This window comes from Hahella sp. HN01 (assembly GCF_018986435.1).
Classification (GTDB): Bacteria; Pseudomonadota; Gammaproteobacteria; order Pseudomonadales; family Oleiphilaceae; genus Hahella.
In genome coordinates, this window is sequence record NZ_JAHMIN010000022.1 from 50,670 (window position 1) to 68,347 (window position 17,678).

Annotated in this window: 15 protein-coding genes; 3 read left to right on the forward strand and 12 right to left on the reverse strand. The window is 52.7% G+C overall.

Annotated elements, in window-relative coordinates:
- Positions 1-3: 3 nt before the first annotated feature.
- Positions 4-1,476 (forward strand): sodium/proline symporter PutP, encoded by a 1,473-nt coding sequence (putP, locus tag KP814_RS20205; protein WP_127972735.1) that lies wholly within the window; start codon positions 4-6, stop codon positions 1,474-1,476.
- A 246-nt stretch (positions 1,477-1,722) separates the two neighbouring features.
- Positions 1,723-2,985 carry a C13 family peptidase gene (locus KP814_RS20210; protein WP_216738465.1) on the forward strand — a complete coding sequence of 421 codons (1,263 nt, stop codon included), beginning with the start codon at positions 1,723-1,725 and terminating at the stop codon, positions 2,983-2,985.
- A gap of 60 nt (positions 2,986-3,045) precedes the next feature.
- Here KP814_RS20210 and KP814_RS20215 read toward each other — a convergent pair whose 3' ends face one another.
- The 10 genes from KP814_RS20215 to ppc all read right to left on the reverse strand — a co-directional run bounded on the left by KP814_RS20215 (position 3,046) and on the right by ppc (position 13,849).
- Positions 3,046-3,621, reverse strand: coding sequence for a YceI family protein (locus KP814_RS20215; protein ID WP_127972737.1), 576 nt, complete (start codon positions 3,619-3,621; stop codon positions 3,046-3,048).
- A gap of 66 nt (positions 3,622-3,687) precedes the next feature.
- Positions 3,688-4,233: a cytochrome b gene (locus KP814_RS20220; protein ID WP_216738466.1), complete on the reverse strand. Its 546-nt coding sequence runs from the start codon at positions 4,231-4,233 to the stop codon at positions 3,688-3,690.
- 98 nt (positions 4,234-4,331) lie between these two features.
- A complete protein-coding gene (locus tag KP814_RS20225; protein ID WP_216738467.1) occupies positions 4,332-5,231 on the reverse strand; it encodes a DMT family transporter in 900 nt (299 codons plus the stop codon).
- 419 nt (positions 5,232-5,650) lie between these two features.
- Positions 5,651-6,442: a class I SAM-dependent methyltransferase gene (locus KP814_RS20230; protein WP_216738468.1), complete on the reverse strand. Its 792-nt coding sequence runs from the start codon at positions 6,440-6,442 to the stop codon at positions 5,651-5,653.
- A 44-nt stretch (positions 6,443-6,486) separates the two neighbouring features.
- Positions 6,487-6,834, reverse strand: coding sequence for a hypothetical protein (locus KP814_RS20235; RefSeq protein WP_216738469.1), 348 nt, complete (start codon positions 6,832-6,834; stop codon positions 6,487-6,489).
- 154 nt (positions 6,835-6,988) lie between these two features.
- On the reverse strand, positions 6,989-7,789 hold the full coding sequence (locus KP814_RS20240) for an undecaprenyl-diphosphate phosphatase (protein ID WP_216738470.1): 801 nt from the start codon (positions 7,787-7,789) through the stop codon (positions 6,989-6,991).
- 128 nt (positions 7,790-7,917) lie between these two features.
- Positions 7,918-8,613, reverse strand: a complete 696-nt coding sequence (tsaB, locus tag KP814_RS20245; protein ID WP_216738471.1) for a tRNA (adenosine(37)-N6)-threonylcarbamoyltransferase complex dimerization subunit type 1 TsaB — start codon at positions 8,611-8,613, stop codon at positions 7,918-7,920.
- Positions 8,614-8,689: 76 nt separating this feature from the next.
- Entirely contained in the window at positions 8,690-9,340 is a 651-nt protein-coding gene (gene adk / locus KP814_RS20250; protein WP_216738472.1) for an adenylate kinase, read from the reverse strand.
- 299 nt (positions 9,341-9,639) lie between these two features.
- Positions 9,640-11,028 (reverse strand): HDOD domain-containing protein, encoded by a 1,389-nt coding sequence (locus KP814_RS20255; protein WP_253938508.1) that lies wholly within the window; start codon positions 11,026-11,028, stop codon positions 9,640-9,642.
- Positions 11,029-11,203: 175 nt separating this feature from the next.
- Positions 11,204-13,849: a phosphoenolpyruvate carboxylase gene (ppc, locus tag KP814_RS20260; RefSeq protein WP_216738474.1), complete on the reverse strand. Its 2,646-nt coding sequence runs from the start codon at positions 13,847-13,849 to the stop codon at positions 11,204-11,206.
- 319 nt (positions 13,850-14,168) lie between these two features.
- Here ppc and KP814_RS20265 point away from each other — a divergent pair, with 319 nt between their 5' ends.
- Positions 14,169-14,513: a type 1 pili tip component gene (locus KP814_RS20265; protein WP_216738475.1), complete on the forward strand. Its 345-nt coding sequence runs from the start codon at positions 14,169-14,171 to the stop codon at positions 14,511-14,513.
- A 39-nt stretch (positions 14,514-14,552) separates the two neighbouring features.
- On the opposite strand, the gene mazG is transcribed toward KP814_RS20265, so the two are convergent.
- The gene (gene mazG / locus KP814_RS20270) at positions 14,553-15,416 is read right to left on the reverse strand and encodes a nucleoside triphosphate pyrophosphohydrolase (RefSeq protein ID WP_216738476.1); all 864 of its coding nucleotides are present in this window, start codon (positions 15,414-15,416) and stop codon (positions 14,553-14,555) included.
- Positions 15,416-17,656 (reverse strand): GTP diphosphokinase, encoded by a 2,241-nt coding sequence (gene relA / locus KP814_RS20275; protein ID WP_216738477.1) that lies wholly within the window; start codon positions 17,654-17,656, stop codon positions 15,416-15,418. The genes mazG and relA overlap by 1 nt, the downstream gene beginning before the upstream one ends.
- Positions 17,657-17,678: the final 22 nt, after the last annotated feature.

Here is a 17,678-nt window from a genome sequence, read left to right on the forward strand (position 1 = left end):
AGCATGATTGAAAATCAATTTGCTGTGGGAATGACTTTCTTAGTATATCTGTTAGGGATGCTGGGTATTGGAGTTTGGTCATACTTACGCACTAAGAACCTCTCCGATTATATTTTAGGCGGACGTAGTCTCGGCCCATTCCCCTCCGCGTTAAGCGCCGGCGCTTCCGATATGAGCGGCTGGTTGCTATTAGGCTTGCCTGGCTACGCTTACGTCGCTGGTTATGAAGCCGCCTGGATCGCCATTGGTCTGCTGGCTGGCACCTGGCTGAACTGGCTTATCGTTGCGCGTCGTCTACGCGTTTACAGCAAAGCAGCCAACGACTCTCTGACTCTGCCCGAGTTTTTTGAAAACCGTTTTGAAGACAGCAGCCGCCTTCTGCGGGTGATCTCCGCTTTCTTCATCCTCTTGTTCTTCCTATTCTACACCAGCTCCGGCCTGGTAGCGGGCGGCAAACTGTTCGCAACCGTGTTTGGTCTGGACTATAACTGGGCGGTATTCGCTGGCGTATTGGCCGTTGTGTCCTACACCCTTTTCGGCGGCTTCCTGGCAGTTTCCTGGACTGATGTGGTGCAAGGTCTGTTGATGGCGGCGGCGCTGATTATCGTACCGGTTATCGCTATTAACGCAGACGGTGGCTGGAGCGCAGCCAACGCAGCTATGGCGGCCAAGAACCCTGAAATGCTGAACGTATGGACCAGCGTAAAAGGCGAACCTCTGGGTCTGATCGCTATTCTGTCACTACTGGGCTGGGGCCTGGGTTACTTCGGACAACCGCATATCCTGGCTCGTTTTAAAGCGATCCGCTCAGAAAACGACATCCCCATGGCGCGTCGCATCGCCGTGTCCTGGACCGCTCTGACGCTGATTGGCGCCCTCGCCTGTGGCTTCGCTGCGATTTCTTACTTCGAGAATCCGCTGGAAGACTCTGAAAAAGCCTTCATGCTGCTGATCAACGCCCTGTTCAACCCAGTCGTAGCCGGCATCCTGTTAGCCGCCATCCTGGCTGCGGTAATGAGCACCGCGGATTCCCAGCTGCTGGTTTCTTCTTCCGCTCTGGCTGAAGATTTCTATAAGGCGCTGTTCCGTAAAGACGCCAGCCAGCAGGAGCTGGTTAACGTTGGTCGTCTGGCGGTCGTAATTATCGCCGTCATCGCTGCGTTGATCGCTCTGAACCCTGAAAGCAAGGTACTGGGCATGGTGAGCTACGCCTGGGCGGGCTTTGGCGCCGCGTTCGGACCTGCGCTGATTCTGGCTCTGTTCTGGAAACGCATGAACCGCAACGGCGCTCTCGCCGGCATCCTGGTCGGCGGCATCACTGTTGTCGTGTGGAAGCAGCTGAGCGGCGGTCTGTTCGATCTGTATGAAATTATCCCAGGCTTCATTCTGGCGACCATCTCAATCATTGTCGTATCTCTGGCGACGGAAGAGCCTTCCGCTTCTATCCAGAAACAGTTTGACGATGCTGTAGGCTGATAATTCAACGGCGCAATCTGCGCCGTGAATAACCAGCCGGGCGCAAGGATGCGCCCTATCCTTCCGATTCAGCTTATTCTCCTCTTAAGGTTATACTGACCGCCGACAGTCTCATTCATCAAACGGCGTTGCAGAATGTTCCATAACCTTGTCCAAGGCTTACGTTTGGCCTTCTTCCTTCCTGCGTCATCTATTCGGTTCCGTTTAAGCCCTGGCGCCTTTTGGTTCATTGCTGCGTTAGGAGCCTTGATAAGCTTACTGGTCGGCCTGTACGCAACGGAGCCTCCCCGGATATTCCAGGCGGAAGGGCTCTTCAGTGAAACCTTTTTGTTAGCGACAATTCTGGCGGGCAGCTTTATCGCCAGCAAAATCGTTGGCGATCCTTACTCTCAGTACCGAATCCCTACTCTGTTTCTGAACTCGATTATCGCGCCTTACGTTATTTATTCTGTATTCGAGCAAGAAATCACTCTTATCTATTACTCAGATTACCCAGAGCTGTTCTGGTGGTCATACTACGCTCTGATCGCCTGGACGCTCGCTATCGCCTATCGCGCAGTAAGACTGTCGTCATCAGGCGCTACGCCGCGACACCTTTCCGCAGCGCTGGTTCTAACTGTTCTGACCTTCCTGCCAGCGCACTATTTATACTTCTATGACTTCTGGATCACCGACTACACCCAAACCATCGCAAAAGAACCAGAAACACCTACTCTGGACGCTGAGCGTATCCTTAGCCGCCAAGGCCCTTTGCTGCAAAAACAGCTGGATCAGATGCGAGCGTCCAAGCCCGGTGAGCAAGATATGTTTTTTATCGGCTATGCCGGATGGGGCGATCAGCAAGTGTTCGCCAATGAAGTCGCTTTCGCCAAGCGCCTGTTCAACCAGCAATACACTCAGTCAGATCAAGAATTGATATTGGTGAATGACATTAACAACCCGGAGGGGTCGCCCCTCGCCACCGCCACCAATCTGGAGACAGCGTTGAATCACATGGAAACGCTTATTCAGTCTGAGGAAGATATTCTATTCCTCTTTATGACCAGCCACGGCGGCAGCGACCACAGCATCGCAACACAGCTCAGCAACCTGCCGCTCAATGACATTCCCGCAGAAAAACTGGGGAAAATCCTCGACGCCAGCCCATTCAAATGGAAGGTAGTGGTGGTCTCCGCCTGTTATTCCGGCGGCGTCATCCCATACTTGGAAAACGAAAACACATTGGTCATTACCGCCGCCAAGCCGGACCGCACTTCATTCGGATGCAGCGATGACGCGGAGTTCACTTATTTCGGTCGCGCCTTCTTGGTAGAGTCGTTGACGCAAAACGCATCTTTTGTAGCGGCGTTTGATCAAGCAAGAGACCTAGTGAGTCGATGGGAAAAGAGAGATGGATTCACACCATCGGAACCACAAATCCGCGTGGGAGAAAAAATCCTGCAGCAGCTGGTGAAGTGGAGCGAAGGAAGAGAAAGCCCCGAAAAGAAATGTCAGACCAAGTGTGAATAGCAAGCCGCCCTGCGATGGCTCCGCGCTTGGAGCCATCGCAGGGAGTAGTAACACAAGTTATTACTTGCGAATACCTTCTACCGTCATATACAGCTGAATTTCTTCTGCGGCGGGCCCCAGGCTCTTGGGAATACCAAAGTCCTTCAACTTAAAAGTAGTTGTGCCTTCAAAGCCCTCGCGGTATCCACCCCAAGGATCATTACCGCCCGCAATATGCTTGGCGTCCAGCACCACTTCTTTGGTCACGCCGCGCAGGGTCAGGTCGCCAATAATTTTCGCTTTGCCGTCGCCTTCAGGCACCACCTTTTTGCTGACAAACTTGGCGTCTGGGAATTTGTCCACGTACAGGAAGTCTTCGCTGCGAACGTGCTTATCGCGCTCAGCGTGATTGGTATCTACGCTGGATGGGTCAATATTCACCGACACTTTCGCTGCGGCGGGGTTAGCCTCATCGTAGGAAAACTCGCCGTCAAACTTGTTGAAGCGCCCCAATACCCAGCTGAAACCGAGGTGGGACATTTTGAATTGAATAAAAGAATGCGCGTTCTTGGTGTCCATGACGAAGTCCGCCGCATGAACCGACGCTGCGCCAGTCAACATAACGCCCAATACTGCGCCAACGATGCTCTTCTTCATTGCTGTTTATCTCCTTGGATTTAAGTTAAAAAAACACCCGTACAAAACCGCCGACAGCGAGAGCGGTTATTTGGGGGAAAACATTCTCATCAGAGTTTTATCTTTATCTATAACATGGTGCTTGATTGCCGCCAAAGCATGCAGTACGGCCAGCCCCACCAATGTCCACGCCAACACTTCATGAATCTCCCCGGCGATATCCTCCATGCCTTTAACAGGAGGCAACAACGCGGGAATTTCAAACCAGCCAAACACATCAATACCGCGCCCGTCTGCAGTGGAAATCAGATACCCGGCGATCATGGTGGCTATCAACAACAAATACAGCAGACGATGCGCCCATTCACTCGCGACTTTCTCGATACGGCTCAAGGAAGCCTCTGGTTCAGGACGAACATTGATAAACCGCCAAACCAACCGGAATACAATGACGAACAGCAGCAGCATCCCAATGCTTTTATGAATGAACGGAGCTTTTTGGTACCAGGCGTCGTAATATGACAAGTCCGTCATATACAACCCCAATCCGAATAAACCGAAAACAACAAGCGCGACCAGCCAATGCAGCAAAATCGCTATAAGTCCGTAATTTTGTTGTGTATTTTTCCACATGTTAAGCTGCTCCCATCATCAATTGCCGTAGTCTAACCTCAACTATTTCGTATAAATATCGATAAATTTGAGATAGAGAATTCTATTTTTTAGAAAGCTTAGACCGAAGCCTTCCTTTTTCCAGCGAGCAAATACATCACCCGCCGTAACTGCTCCCTGGGTATATTAATGATCACCACTCCCAGCAAGGTCAAAGCGCCTCCAAGAGACAGCTTCCAGGTCAGCACATCTCCAAACCAGAATATGCCAAACACCATTGCGAATATCGGGGCCAACAACATCATCGGCGTAACCAGAGAAACGCTGTAGCGCCCAAGTAAGCGATACACGATGCCATGACCAATAATAGACGCCGCCACCGCGGAATAAAGCGGCGCCCAGTAATCCGACCACTCGCTTTGAGTCAGTCGCGACCACTGACCTTCTTCAAAAATATATGACAACAGCAACAATGACGGCGTCGCCACAAGCGCAATCCACGCCTGCAATCGCATCACTCCCAAGGTGGGGCATTGCTTCATTAAAATCGTAGCGACAGCCATACTTGCCGCCGCGCCCACCACCCAGGCAAGCGCATCCAGATGATTAAATACAACTGGATCAAATCCGATAATGAATACTCCAGACAAAGCAAGTACGATTGCTCCGCCCTTAACCCACCCAATACTTTCTTTTAATATCGCCGCCGCCAAGATGGCTGAAAAGGGAACATATAGCTGCGTCGCAATAGCAACTGAGGCTATATTTCCTCCCGCATTAAGCCCCAGGAACATCATACTGAAGTGTAATACACCCAATACAAATGCTACTGACAGCAATGGCTTCATATATCCCTTCGCCGGCTTCAACCAAGGGGCCGTCAACGCCAGCAAAATGGCGAAACGCAATGCGGTAAATAAAAGAGGCTGAAAGTGTTGGGCGCCTTCCTTGCCCGCAATGAAATTAAATCCCCATGCGAGGTTCGCCAGCAGGCCCAACAACAAGTCCAATAGGCTCATAAATAATCTTCGCCTGCAGCGACGGTTTGATACGAATTGCAGCGCAAAAAGCATATACAAAATAACTTGGAATAGATCGTTAACATGCTGTAATCAGTGGGCCTAAACAGAGGTTGATAATTAGTACATTAGTATAGATAGGTAACTCTACCTAACTTGTTTTGTGGATAATTGGACTATATTTAACCAGTCCTTAAAAGGAGGGGAATCATGGAAAATCAATTTGACGAAGACGTAATTATCCCAAGCAACAACTAAAAAGTAGTTGAAGTATCACGAAGCCAGTTTATCGAACCGGCAATCGTAAAAATCCGCTGACGCAACGGCGGAACCGCGCCTCAAAAAGGCGCCAAATAGAATTCGGATCAGTTATTTTATCCAGACGCAGTGCGCCGTTGCGCGGCTACAACCGGTTGGTGCTATCCACCGGTCAGTTTGCGTAGCGCGTAAACATCAAACCGGCCGCTTTTTCCTGTCACAGCAAAGCTCGGTTCACGCCCCAGCAAACATGGCGCGCCTTTCGGTCGCTTAACCACTATTCGCTTAACGTCCTGACGCAACGCCGACGCCAACAATTCGTCCGCATCAGGGTCAGCGCCGACAATATCCTTAAACGCCTGCATTTCTTTCTTTACGGCGCTGCTCTTGCGACGTTCAGGAAACATGGGGTCGAGGTAAACCACATCTATCCCATCAGGAAAAACAGCAAAGGCTTCTCCCAGATGCAGTGTCATACGCGCAGCCACTGACGCAGCGTCAGAACAGTCTTGCGCACGACGCAAACCATCCGCCAACAGACAATGCACCAGCGGGTTACGCTCGTACATCACCACATGACACCCCAACGCCGCCAATACATAGGCGTCCCGCCCCAAGCCCGCTGTGGCGTCCAGCACGTTCAAGCGCTTTACATCGCCTTTCAGTCCTACCGCCTTAGCCACCATTTCACCACGACCGCCGCCATGTTCGCGTCGATAAGCCAGCGCGCCTTCGACAAAATCCACAAACACCGGTCCCGGCGCCTGCATACGCCAATTGACTAACTCCACTCGCGCATCAGAGAAGTTCAGCAAGTACACTGATTTATCACTCTTGGCCGGCAATGCCTCCAAGGCGACAAGTGGCAGTCCGAACCGGGATGAAAACGCTTCAGCCTCGTCCCGGCGTTGTTCGCAATAGCTCACCAACACCTGATTGTCATAAGAAATCATGGCGATATATCCATAGAAAAAAAGAAAGGTATTAAAGCAGGAGTTTAAACAAACAGATCTATGCTGACCAAGCTGTCAACGCCATCGCGCGGCGCATTGTTGGCGGTAGACTGATAGGTTTCTATGGCCTGTTGCGCGGCTAGAGATACATCATCAGGCTCAGGCTTCCGTTGCAGCTGTGTTTGCTCTGGAGAATTGTTGGCGTTAACGCGACGAAACGGGATGCTCTCCTGCGTCCTGGTCTGCAACGCTTCCTCGGCAGGAAATGCCTGCTCAACACTGCGGCGCTGAGACTCATCACGACGCGAGGCATCCGCATCGCTGATCGTTGAGCTGTCATTGCGCTTAATTGTGGGCAGTAACGGCAGCGATGAGCCGACTCCGCCAATCATGCAGCTATCCTTCCGGCGACTAACGCCCGGTCCATGTCAATTATTGAGACTTTCAATTAGCAGGGCTCCGAGCAAGTTGCCGGGGCGACTCTTAGAGTATAGACCGCCCCGTTACAGCCGTTATTGGCGGCCCGCACAAATACGGGCGCCCAACTTAGGCTACATACAACCAGATCAAAAGACCTGCGCCTAATAGCATGCGATAGATTACGAACGGCATGAAACCTATCTTCTGTAAAAATTTTAAAAATAAATGAATACAGGCGTAGGCGCTGACGGCGGAAATAAGCACCGCCCCGGCAATCTCAGACCATTGCGAACTAGTCCCGGTGTCCGCCAGCTCAAGCCCTTTGAACAAGCCAGCAGCGGCGATCAAAGGGATGGATAGCAAGAAAGAGAATCGGGCCGCCGTATCCCTGTTCAAACCAAGAAATAAGGCTGACGTCATGGTGATACCGGAGCGCGACGTGCCTGGAATCAGCGCCAGCGCCTGGGAGACGCCAATAATCAACGCATCTTTCAGAGTAAACTGGTCAATATCACGCGTTCCTACTTTGCGGTCGGCCAGTCCCAACAATACCCCGAAACCTATAGTCGCCAGTGCGATAACCAAAGCGGAACGCAGGTTCTCTTCAATCCAGCTGTCCAACAGTACTCCCGCCAGACCCGCAGGGATAGTGCCGAGAATAACCGCCCAGGCGAGACGCGATTCTTGCGATGCGCCGCCGCCAGCAATCTGCTTAATCCATCCATTGAGCAAGTTGAAAATATCGGCGCGGAAATAAATCATAACCGCCAGCAAGGTGCCGACATGAACGGCCACGTCAAACGCCAATCCCTGATCCTGCCAGCCCCAAACCTCAGAGGGAAGAATCAAATGCGCGGAGCTGGAAATAGGAAGAAATTCCGTCAGCCCTTGAATCAGCGCCAAAACAACGATTTCAAGCCAAGTCATCTAAAATGTTCCCATAAAATATTAAGCACAAAAAAAAGCCCCTTAAAGTTCCACTTGTCGAGGTCGACGTCAAGCGCGACATTCGTGAAAGTTTGGAGAGGTAAACAGAAAAGAAACACTAACGGCTTTTAGCGACCGGGAAGTTTTTTCCAGGCCACTTCATCACGCAAATAAATAGGCTGAGCTTCAATGGCGGACACAGTACGCCTCATCTCAAACATCGACACAGACATTTCCGCCATTGCAGCCGCACGCGGCCCCCACTCGAGCTCCTGTATGGGCGAGCTTTCGATCAACGTCGCCGGCAGACGCTCAAGATAAACCAGACCGCTCCCCAATATGGCCAGTTCCTGTTCCGAGACTTGCGCATCGACCATTTCTGGAGGAACCACTTGCTCCGCATAAACTTCTTTAACGCTACCCGAGGAATGCTCATAGCCCGCCCAATAGACTTCGTTCATACGCGCATCGAGCAGACAAACAACTTGGCCGGCAGGGCTTTTCTGGCGCTTGAACCACGCAAACGCCATCGCTTGCAACGTAGAAACAGGAATAACGGGCAAGTCGGAGCCAAAAGCCAATCCCTGCACAATACCGGCTGCAATGCGGAGCCCGGTAAATGAGCCCGGCCCTCTTCCAAACGCCAGCGCATCCAACTGCCCCACACGCAAACCGCTATCGCCAAGCAAACTATCAATCATAGGCAGGCAGCGCTTGGCGTGAGCTCTTGGCGTCGCTTCCAGCAGTTCGGTCAACTCGCCGTCGTTCCATAAGGCTACGGAACAGGCGTCACTTGATGTATCGAGCGCGAGTATTTTTGCCATGAGGATTGTTCAATCAATTCTGAAGAGAAGGCGGCGCAGAACAGCGCCGCCCGAAGATGAAGATATAAGTATTATTCTACAGACCAGCGAAGACACGGTCACGAATTTCGTCTACTGAGCCAACGCCTTCAACGCGCAGATATTCAGGCGCAGCGTCCGCATCCTTCTCCGCCCAGTTGCGGTAGTAATCGACCAGAGGCGCGGTTTGAGAATGGTAAACTTCCAAACGCTTACGCACAGTTTCTTCTTTATCGTCTTCACGCTGAACCAGTGGTTCGCCGGTAACGTCGTCCTTACCTTCCACCTTGGGTGGGTTGTAGTCGACGTGATAAACGCGACCGCTCGCTTCATGTACGCGACGTCCGCTCAAACGCTTGATGATTTCTTGATCATCTACGGCGATTTCTACGACATTATCAATTTTTACACCGGCTTCACGCAGCGCTTCCGCTTGCGGAATTGTGCGAGGAAAGCCGTCAAACAGGAAACCGTTGGCGCAATCGTCTTCTTTAATGCGGTCTTTGACCAGCGCGATAATGGTTTCATCTGACACCAATCCGCCCGACGCCATGACCTCTTTCACTTTCAGGCCCAGAGGAGAGCCTGCTTTTACCGCAGCGCGCAGCATGTCGCCAGTGGAAATCTGGGGTATCCCGAATTTCTTCATAATATTCTGCGCTTGCGTGCCCTTTCCGGCGCCGGGTGCGCCCAACAAAATAATTCTCATACCAATTACACTCCTGATCCAAGCAACAAATTCCTGTGCGCTTGCGCCGGCTACAGGCCGACGCAGCAGTCTGTCGACGAGTTATTATTGTCGAGTTCCATCATGGCCTTCTGTGAGACCACTCTCAACACATTGATTCTAATCGCATTTCCCCGCGATTCCGGCGACAATACACATCCGATTAGAGACGCTGCACATTGTAGGGAAGATTAGCAAAGAGCTGAATTATACGGATATAGGCAGGCAACCTGAAGCGCCAATCTCGATAAAGCCGCCCGTGCGGCGGCTCCTTGGCGGATCTACCCCATCTGGGAGGCCAGTTGATTCAGTGAATCGCTGGATTGCTTCAGTTGTTCAAACACTTCAAATACGATCTCAGGCTGCATATCCAGACGCTTGGCGTAGTACACCGGATCATCTGGAACTTGATCGTCGCCCAACTCAAGCTCTTTGAGCAAGCAGTTAGACAACTGAATCAGCAAGACATAATCCTCATAAGGGCCGTGATAATCTTTGACCTGATGCCCTGCTGCGGTCATGGAAACTTCCTTCGGCAACCGCCAATGCTCCAACAAAATGGAGCCCAGCATCCCATGCCCCAAACCGACCAGCTCCTTGGCGCCGCCCATGCCAAGCACTTGCTTTTCCAACACGGCCAACTCAGTCATCGGGTCCGCTTCCGCAAGTTTATTGAGCATGGTGTATTCGGGGCGGAACAAATGCCCCAGAAGCAAAATACCAAAGTTATGCAGCAACCCGGTCAAATACGCCAGCGATGGATTGATGCGTTCATCCGGCACGTGAAAAGCCAGACGCTGCGCCAACAGGGAAACATGCAGCGCATGTCGCCAGAAACACACGATGCCAAGCGGGCCTTCATTGGGTAAATCAAAAGCCTTACTGGCGGAAATAGACAGCGCCAACTGACTGACGCGCTCAAATCCAAGGACGCGCATCACCGCATCTTTGACGCTTTCCAGCTTACCTCTGTATCCGTACAACGCCGAGCGGGCCTGTCGCATAATCTGCGCCGCAAGGCTGGGGTCCTGCTCAATAATCGCCGCCAATTCGCCTGCCGTCGCGTCTGGATCTGAGGTGGCCTGCAGTATCCGCGTCGCAACCGTTGGCATCGGCGGCAACTTGTAAAGACGCTTCAGTCGCTCCGCCACGCGCTCAGCGTTGGCTTCGCCTACATCGGGACTTTCTGGAGTATCTGATGATAAAGGATTCATTGCCTGCGCCTCGCAACAACCTTGCTTAAGTTTTATAGCACTACTCATCACTCTCTGAAAGCTTTCGCGATCCAAGCGCAGTAAAGTGTTATGACACCCTGACTGAATATATATCTGTTCCTTGGCGAACAGACGCTCATCGCATACGGCATGAACGCCATAAGCGTTGGCGATGGGGGGATGTGAGCCGGGTTCGCAGTCCCGGAAAAGGCGATCCGCCTGTCGGCCGGTAAGGCGCTGCAGGTTGCGCCGAATCGCGCCATTGAGGGCATCCAGGTTCATTTGCGTCCCGAATTCGGTGATCGCCATCACGACGCCTTTGGCGTCCACTAGGATTTCCGCAACCGCCACACAATCAGGCAACACCTCAGCCGCCTTCAAAGCAGCGTCGATATTGCCTGCGCGATCATGGTGTATCTGTTGATACGGCACTCCCTGCCGATTCAGATACTGCATAACTCTGGATGCAAGCGGCACACTTCCCCCGTTCTACTAAATGAGTACAAATAATAGTTTAGTTTATATGTGGTTGAGGGGATGTGCGTGATATGAATCACATGCAAAGGTAAGCTTGCGTTGCGCAATGTTGGAGTTTGGTAACCGACCCGGCGACGCCGGGTCGGCGGCGGGATTAACCGGTATTACGCATACCGGCGGCGACGCCCGCCATCGTAACTTTGAGCGCTTTTTCAACCGTTTCCTTGTTGGTCTCGCCCTCAGCCCGATCACGCACCAATAGCTCTACCTGTAAGTAGTGCAGCGGGTCCGTATAGGGGTTACGGACCTGCAGAGAATGCATGAAGACAGGGTTATCCAGCAACAGTTCATCCTGCCCTTTCAGCTCATTGATCAAGCGCACGGCGCACCCCGCCCGGCGACGCAACTCATCCCCCAATGGATGCAGCTCGGGCTTAACCAGACGCTCCTCATAAAAGCGCGCAATCTCCGGGTCGACTTTGGACAACACCATTTCCAGCATGTCCACATGTGTCTCAAAGAATGGCCACCCGGTCAGCATCGCTTTCAACGTATCGGCGCCGCCATCGTCTACTGCGGTTTGCAGTGCGGTATCGCTACCCAACCAGGCAGGCAACATCAGTCGCATTTGCGTCCAGGCGAAAATCCATGGAATCGCGCGCAGACTTTCAACGCCGCCAGACGCCTTACGACGCGCAGGACGGCTGCCTAACGCCAGCTTACCCAACTCCTGCTCCGGCGTCGCGGAACGAAAATACTCGACGAAACCTGGACGTTCACGCACCACTTCGCGATAGGAGTTCACCGCCAGTCCGGATAACTTGTCCATCATCTCGCGCCAAGCAGGCTCAGGCTGAGGCGGCGGCACCAAGGAAGCCTCCAATACCGCGCCGAGGTAGAGATTAAAGCTCTGTTTGGCGACCTTGGGTTGCCCGAACTTAAAGCGGATCATTTCACCTTGTTCGGTAATCCTGAAGTTACCCGCAACGGAACCTGGCGGTTGTGACAAAATGGCTCGGTTAGCAGGTCCGCCGCCACGACCGACCGTTCCACCACGACCGTGGAAAAGCGTCAGTTTCACATCGTGCTTCGCGGCCACTTTGACCAGCGCCTCCTGCGCCTGATACTGAGCCCAGGCCGCCGCCATCTGCCCCGCATCCTTGGCGGAATCCGAATAGCCGATCATGACCTCTTGTTTACCGCCGATGTACTCCCGATACCATGGAAGGTCCAGCAAACGACCAATGCTATCCGCTGCGCCTTGCAAGTCGCTCAGGGTCTCAAACAGCGGCGCAATCGGAATACGATGGCGCATGCCGCTCTCACGCAGTAATAGAATTACCGCCAGCACATCGGATGGGTCGCTCGCCATGGAGATAACATAGGAAGCCAGTCCTTCTGGAGGTTGCATCGCTACAACCTTGCAGGTATCCAGGACCTCCTTGGCTTCTGCAGACGCGGGCCATTCTTTGGGAAGTAGCGGACGCCGCCCCTCCAGTTCCCGAATCAAAAACGCCTGTTTCTCTTCTTCCGTCCATTGCGAGTAATCGCCAATATCGAGGTAAGCGCATATTTCCTTCATAACGTCGCTGTGACGCTCGGAGTCCTGTCGGATATCCAGTCTCACCAATTGCAGACCGAAACATTGCGCCCGACGAATGACATCCAGTAGCGGCCCGTTGGCGATAACTTCCATACCGCAGTCCCGCAGCGAGCGATAGCACACCATTAACGGCTCAATCAGCTCCGCATTATTCAGCAATACATCAGCGGAAGGCTTTTTCGTGGAGTCCAGTGCCTCAGCGGCCCAGACCCTTGTCGCCTCCAACCGGCTGCGCAACTTGGCGAGAATCTTCCGGTATGGCTCACGGCTCTGCCCCGAAGCACGCGCCAGCTCGCCATTACACGCAGTCATAGATAGTTCTGAGCGCAATGCCTCGATATCACGCAAATACAGGTCCGCCGCCATCCAACGACTCAACAAAAAGACTTCGCGAGTAACCTCTGAGGTGACATTGGGATTACCGTCCCTGTCCCCTCCCATCCAGGATGCAAACCGCACGGGATTCACATTAATCGGCAGCCCTTCACCAAAACGCTCCTGTAGAGCGGCGTCCATCTGACGCATGAAATCCGGCACCGCCTGCCATAACGAGTTCTCTATCACGGCGAAGCCCCACTTAGCCTCATCCACTGCGGTGGGACGCTCATAACGGATCTCATCCGTATGCCAGGCTTCGGTGATAAGGCGACGCAGACGCTCAACAATCTTGGCGTACTCTTCGTCCAGCAAGTCGCTACGGTCCAGGGATTCAAGACACTCAGAAATCTGGTCATATTTCTGAATCAAAGTGCGACGGGTAATTTCAGTGGGGTGCGCCGTCAGCACGAACTCCAGATTCAAGTCCGCCAGTTGCGCGAAGAATTTATCTTTACTGACGCCTTGGCCAATAAGGCGGTCAAACACGACTTCGATAGTGTCCAGGCGGTTATCGACCAGTTCGCTGGCGGGCGCCCGACGCCTTACAATATGATATTGCTCAGCGATATTGGTAAGGTTTAGAAACTGGTTGAACGCTCTTGCAACCGGCGCCAGTTCCTCATCATTCAAGCCCGAAAGCACCTCTTTCAGCTGCTTTCTCTGGCTGATTTCCGCATTGCGGTCTGCTTTTGCGGCGATACGGATTTTCTCGATTTTATTGAATATTTCGTCGCCAAGGTGGTAGCGGATGCTCTGTCCCAACAACTCTCCCAGAAGGCGTACGTTTTCTCTCAGCTCTGGATGCAATTCCTTCATCATTTCTCTTACTCCGCCGCTTTTTCAAAAGTCTTTTCTTCGTTGACGTTTTGTTGCAATCGCTTTTTCTTAACTATAACTCAGTGAAATATCGAAAAATTCCGAACTAGAACAATAGCACCCCCCGTCGTGGTTGTCTCACCATTCATCCGCTTCGGAAGCCGCCCCGCCGTATACGGTCTAAACTGAATATAACCCCCGCGGAACCGCCCGCGTCACGTTCGGCCACCTTCTCAGGCCGCTACGTACATGCTCTTATGGCCCGATTATTGGGGGCCTCCTAGACTGAAATTGATGTCGTTTGTTTTACATAGGCCGCTTTATGAAAATTAACGCTCTCGTACAAAACTGGGAAAACACCGCCAACGTTCGTCTTACGAACAAGGAATATCCCCTGCGTCTGCGCATAGAAGACGCAGCCAGAGTCGCAGCCCTTGCAGAAATGTACCCGCTTCGCAGTCAGGAAGAAATCATTAGCGAACTCCTGTCCGCCGCGCTGGATGAGCTGGAAAGCAGCTTTCCTTATGTGCAGGGAGTCAAAGTAGTGGCGGAAGATGAAATGGGCGACCCCATGTACGAAGATGTCGGCCCAACGCCCAGATTTTTGCAGTTGAGCAAGAAGTACATCAGCCTACTCAAGCAAGAGCTGAAAGCGGCCAATAGCTAACCGTATTCAAAGATGCGCGCAGACAGCGCGCATCTTGCTTTATAGGCCTTCTTCTTTAGCTTTATCCCAGAGCAAGTCCATTTCCTGCAACGACGCGTCGTCCAGGGTCTTGCCCTGCTCTTGCAGTAGCGACTCGATGCGAGAAAATCGCCTGACGAATTTGGCGTTAGCCCTGCGCAAAGCCGCCTCGGGATCAGCCTTAACGAATCGCGCCAGATTCACGCAGCAAAAAAGCACATCTCCCAACTCATCTTCCAGCTTATCCTGATCTAGAACCGGCGCCGCCAGCTCGTGGCGTAGCTCATCTATTTCTTCATGGATCTTGTCGAGAACAGGGTTGATTTCCGGCCAGTCAAAGCCATGCAACGATGCTCGCTTCTGCAGCTTTTGCGCTCGCTGCAACGCAGGCATGGCGTTGGGAATATCCGCCAATACACTTGAGGGCGCTGTCGTCTCTTGCACTTCGCCCTGCTTCTTCAGCTCTCGTTCCTGCTGCTTAATACGCTCCCAATTGGCCTTAATCTGTTCTTCGCTGATAGTTTCCCCTGGAGCCAAACGGCTTTCCAGGGTTCCATCGGGAAATACATGAGGATGACGGCGCAACAGTTTACGCACGACGCCATCCACAATATCCGGCCATTGAAACAAGTCTTTCTCTTGCGCCAGTTGTGAATAGAAAACCGCCTGAAACAGCAAATCCCCCAGTTCATCACGCAAGTGCGGCCAATCTTCGCGCTCAATCGCATCCGCTACTTCATAGGTTTCTTCTATGGTGAACGGAACGATGGATGCAAAGTCCTGCTTCAAATCCCAGGGACAGCCATCCTTCGGGTCCCGCAGGCGGCGCATCAAATATAAAAGATCTTCCAGAGTGTATTGGACGCTCTTGTCTTTCTCGCTCATCACCCTTCTCCCGGCTTGGCGCGGCGCGCATCGATAATGTTGGGCAGCCTCCGAATACGGTCGAACATGCGGCCCAATACATCGATGGAAGTTACTTCCACGGTCAGACGAATATCCGCGGTACTCTGATTCTTGTCAGTATTTGTCAATGCGGCGGTCACGTTGATCTTCTCATTCGCCAGCAACAAGGTGATATCCCGCAATAGTCCGGGGCGGTCATAAGCATTAATAACCACATCCACAGGATAGGTGTACTCGGTATCGCCCCAACTTACTTCTATCATGCGATTGGGTTCGACCGTCTGTAACTGCAGCGCGTTGATACAATCTTGTCGGTGAATGGAAACACCCCGGCCAATAGTGATATAGCCGACGATGGGGTCGCCCGGGGCGGGCTTACAGCAGTTCGCCATCTGAGTCATCAGGTTACCGACGCCACGGATGTGAACATCGGAAGACTTAGCGCTTTCCTGTGCAGCGCGTAGATGCAGCGACAGCTGTTCATCCCGCGGCTCCAACATGTTCTGCGCCGTATGGGCCACCTGCATCGGCTTGAGATCGCCGGCGCCGATAGCGGCGAACATGTCTTCCGCGGAAGGATAGTTTACTTTTTGCGCTAGATCGTCGAAGTCCAGCTGCTCTAATGACAGACGTTTCAACACACCTTGCAGGATATCGCGCCCTTCTTCGACATTTTGATCGCGATCCTGCAGCTTAAACCAATGGGTGATTTTCGCCCGCGCTCTGGAAGTATTGGCATAGCCCAGATCCGAGTTAAGCCAGTCGCGACTGGGGCGAGCCTGATTCGAGGTCAGAATCTGCACCTGATCGCCGGTTTTCAACTTGTAGTTAAGCGGTACGATTCGGCCGTGAATCTTAGCGCCCCGGCAAGCGTGCCCGATTTCCGTATGCACCTTGTAGGCGAAATCAATAGGCGTCGATCCTGCTGGCAAATCAATAACATGCCCGTCTGGAGTGAATACGTAGATGCGGTCGCTGACAATGTCGTTGCGCCACTGATCAACAAGCTCCGAAGTCTTGCTTCCCAGTTCGTCCTGCCACTCGAGCACTTGCCGAAGCCAGGCGATTTTCTGCTCGTAACCGTGAGATTTCTGCTGTGTATCCGTGCCTTTATATAGCCAATGCGCACAGACGCCCAGCTCCGCTTCTTCATGCATTTTTTGCGTGCGGATCTGCACCTCCATGATTTTCCCGGAAGGACCCACTACTGCTGTGTGCAAAGATTGATACCCGTTTTGCTTCGGGTTGGCGATATAGTCGTCAAACTCATGGGGAATGTGGCGCCACAACGCATGCACCACCCCTAAGGCGGAGTAGCAGTCGCGAATGCTGGGAACCAGAATACGGATGGCGCGGATATCATAGACTTGCGAAAAGTCGATCCCCTTACGATGCATTTTGCGCCATATGCTGTAAATGTGCTTGGCCCGACCGGAAAGCTCCGCTTTGATGCCACTGGCTTCCAGCTCCTGACGCAAAGCGGAGAGCGCCTCTTCAATAAACTTCTGCCGATCCAGGCGGCGCTCGTCCAGCAACTTGGCGATCTTCTTATAGGCGGTCTCATGCAGATAGCGGAAAGACAAATCTTCCAGCTCCCACTTCAGATAACCAATCCCCAAGCGGTGCGCCAACGGCGCGTAAATATCGAAAACTTCTCTGGCGACGCGGTGGCGTTTGTCGGACCCTGCGTTTTTTACGTCTCGAATGGCGCAGGTTCGCTCGGCCAGCTTAATCAAAGCCACGCGCACGTCGTCGATCATGGTGACAAGCATGCGGCGAATGTTGTCCACCTGAGTTTGAGTCTGCCCCAGCACGCTACCCTGAATAGGATGACGCAGGCTGGAAATCGCCGCCATCTGCGAAACGCCTTCAATCAATTTGGAGACTTCTTCGCCAAACTCTTCGTTCACTCTGACAAGGGAGAGCTTGCCTTCACGCACTGCGCGGTAAAGCACAGCCGCAATCAAGCTGGGCGTATCCAGCTGCAGCTCTGACAGAATCTGCGTCATTTCCAAACCGGTCAGAAAGCTGCTGGAGCCTTCCGACCAAAGATTTCCGGCGCGCACAGCCTCTGATTCGATCTCTTTCGCCAGCAGGCAGGCGCGACGAAACGACGCCACATCCTCCAGTTCAACCTGTTGCTGTAAACGGTCAATCCAACCGTTGATATCAACTGACCCGTCCTGAGCCAAAGGATAATCTTCGCGAACTTTAACCATAGTGACGCCTTTCGCCAGACTC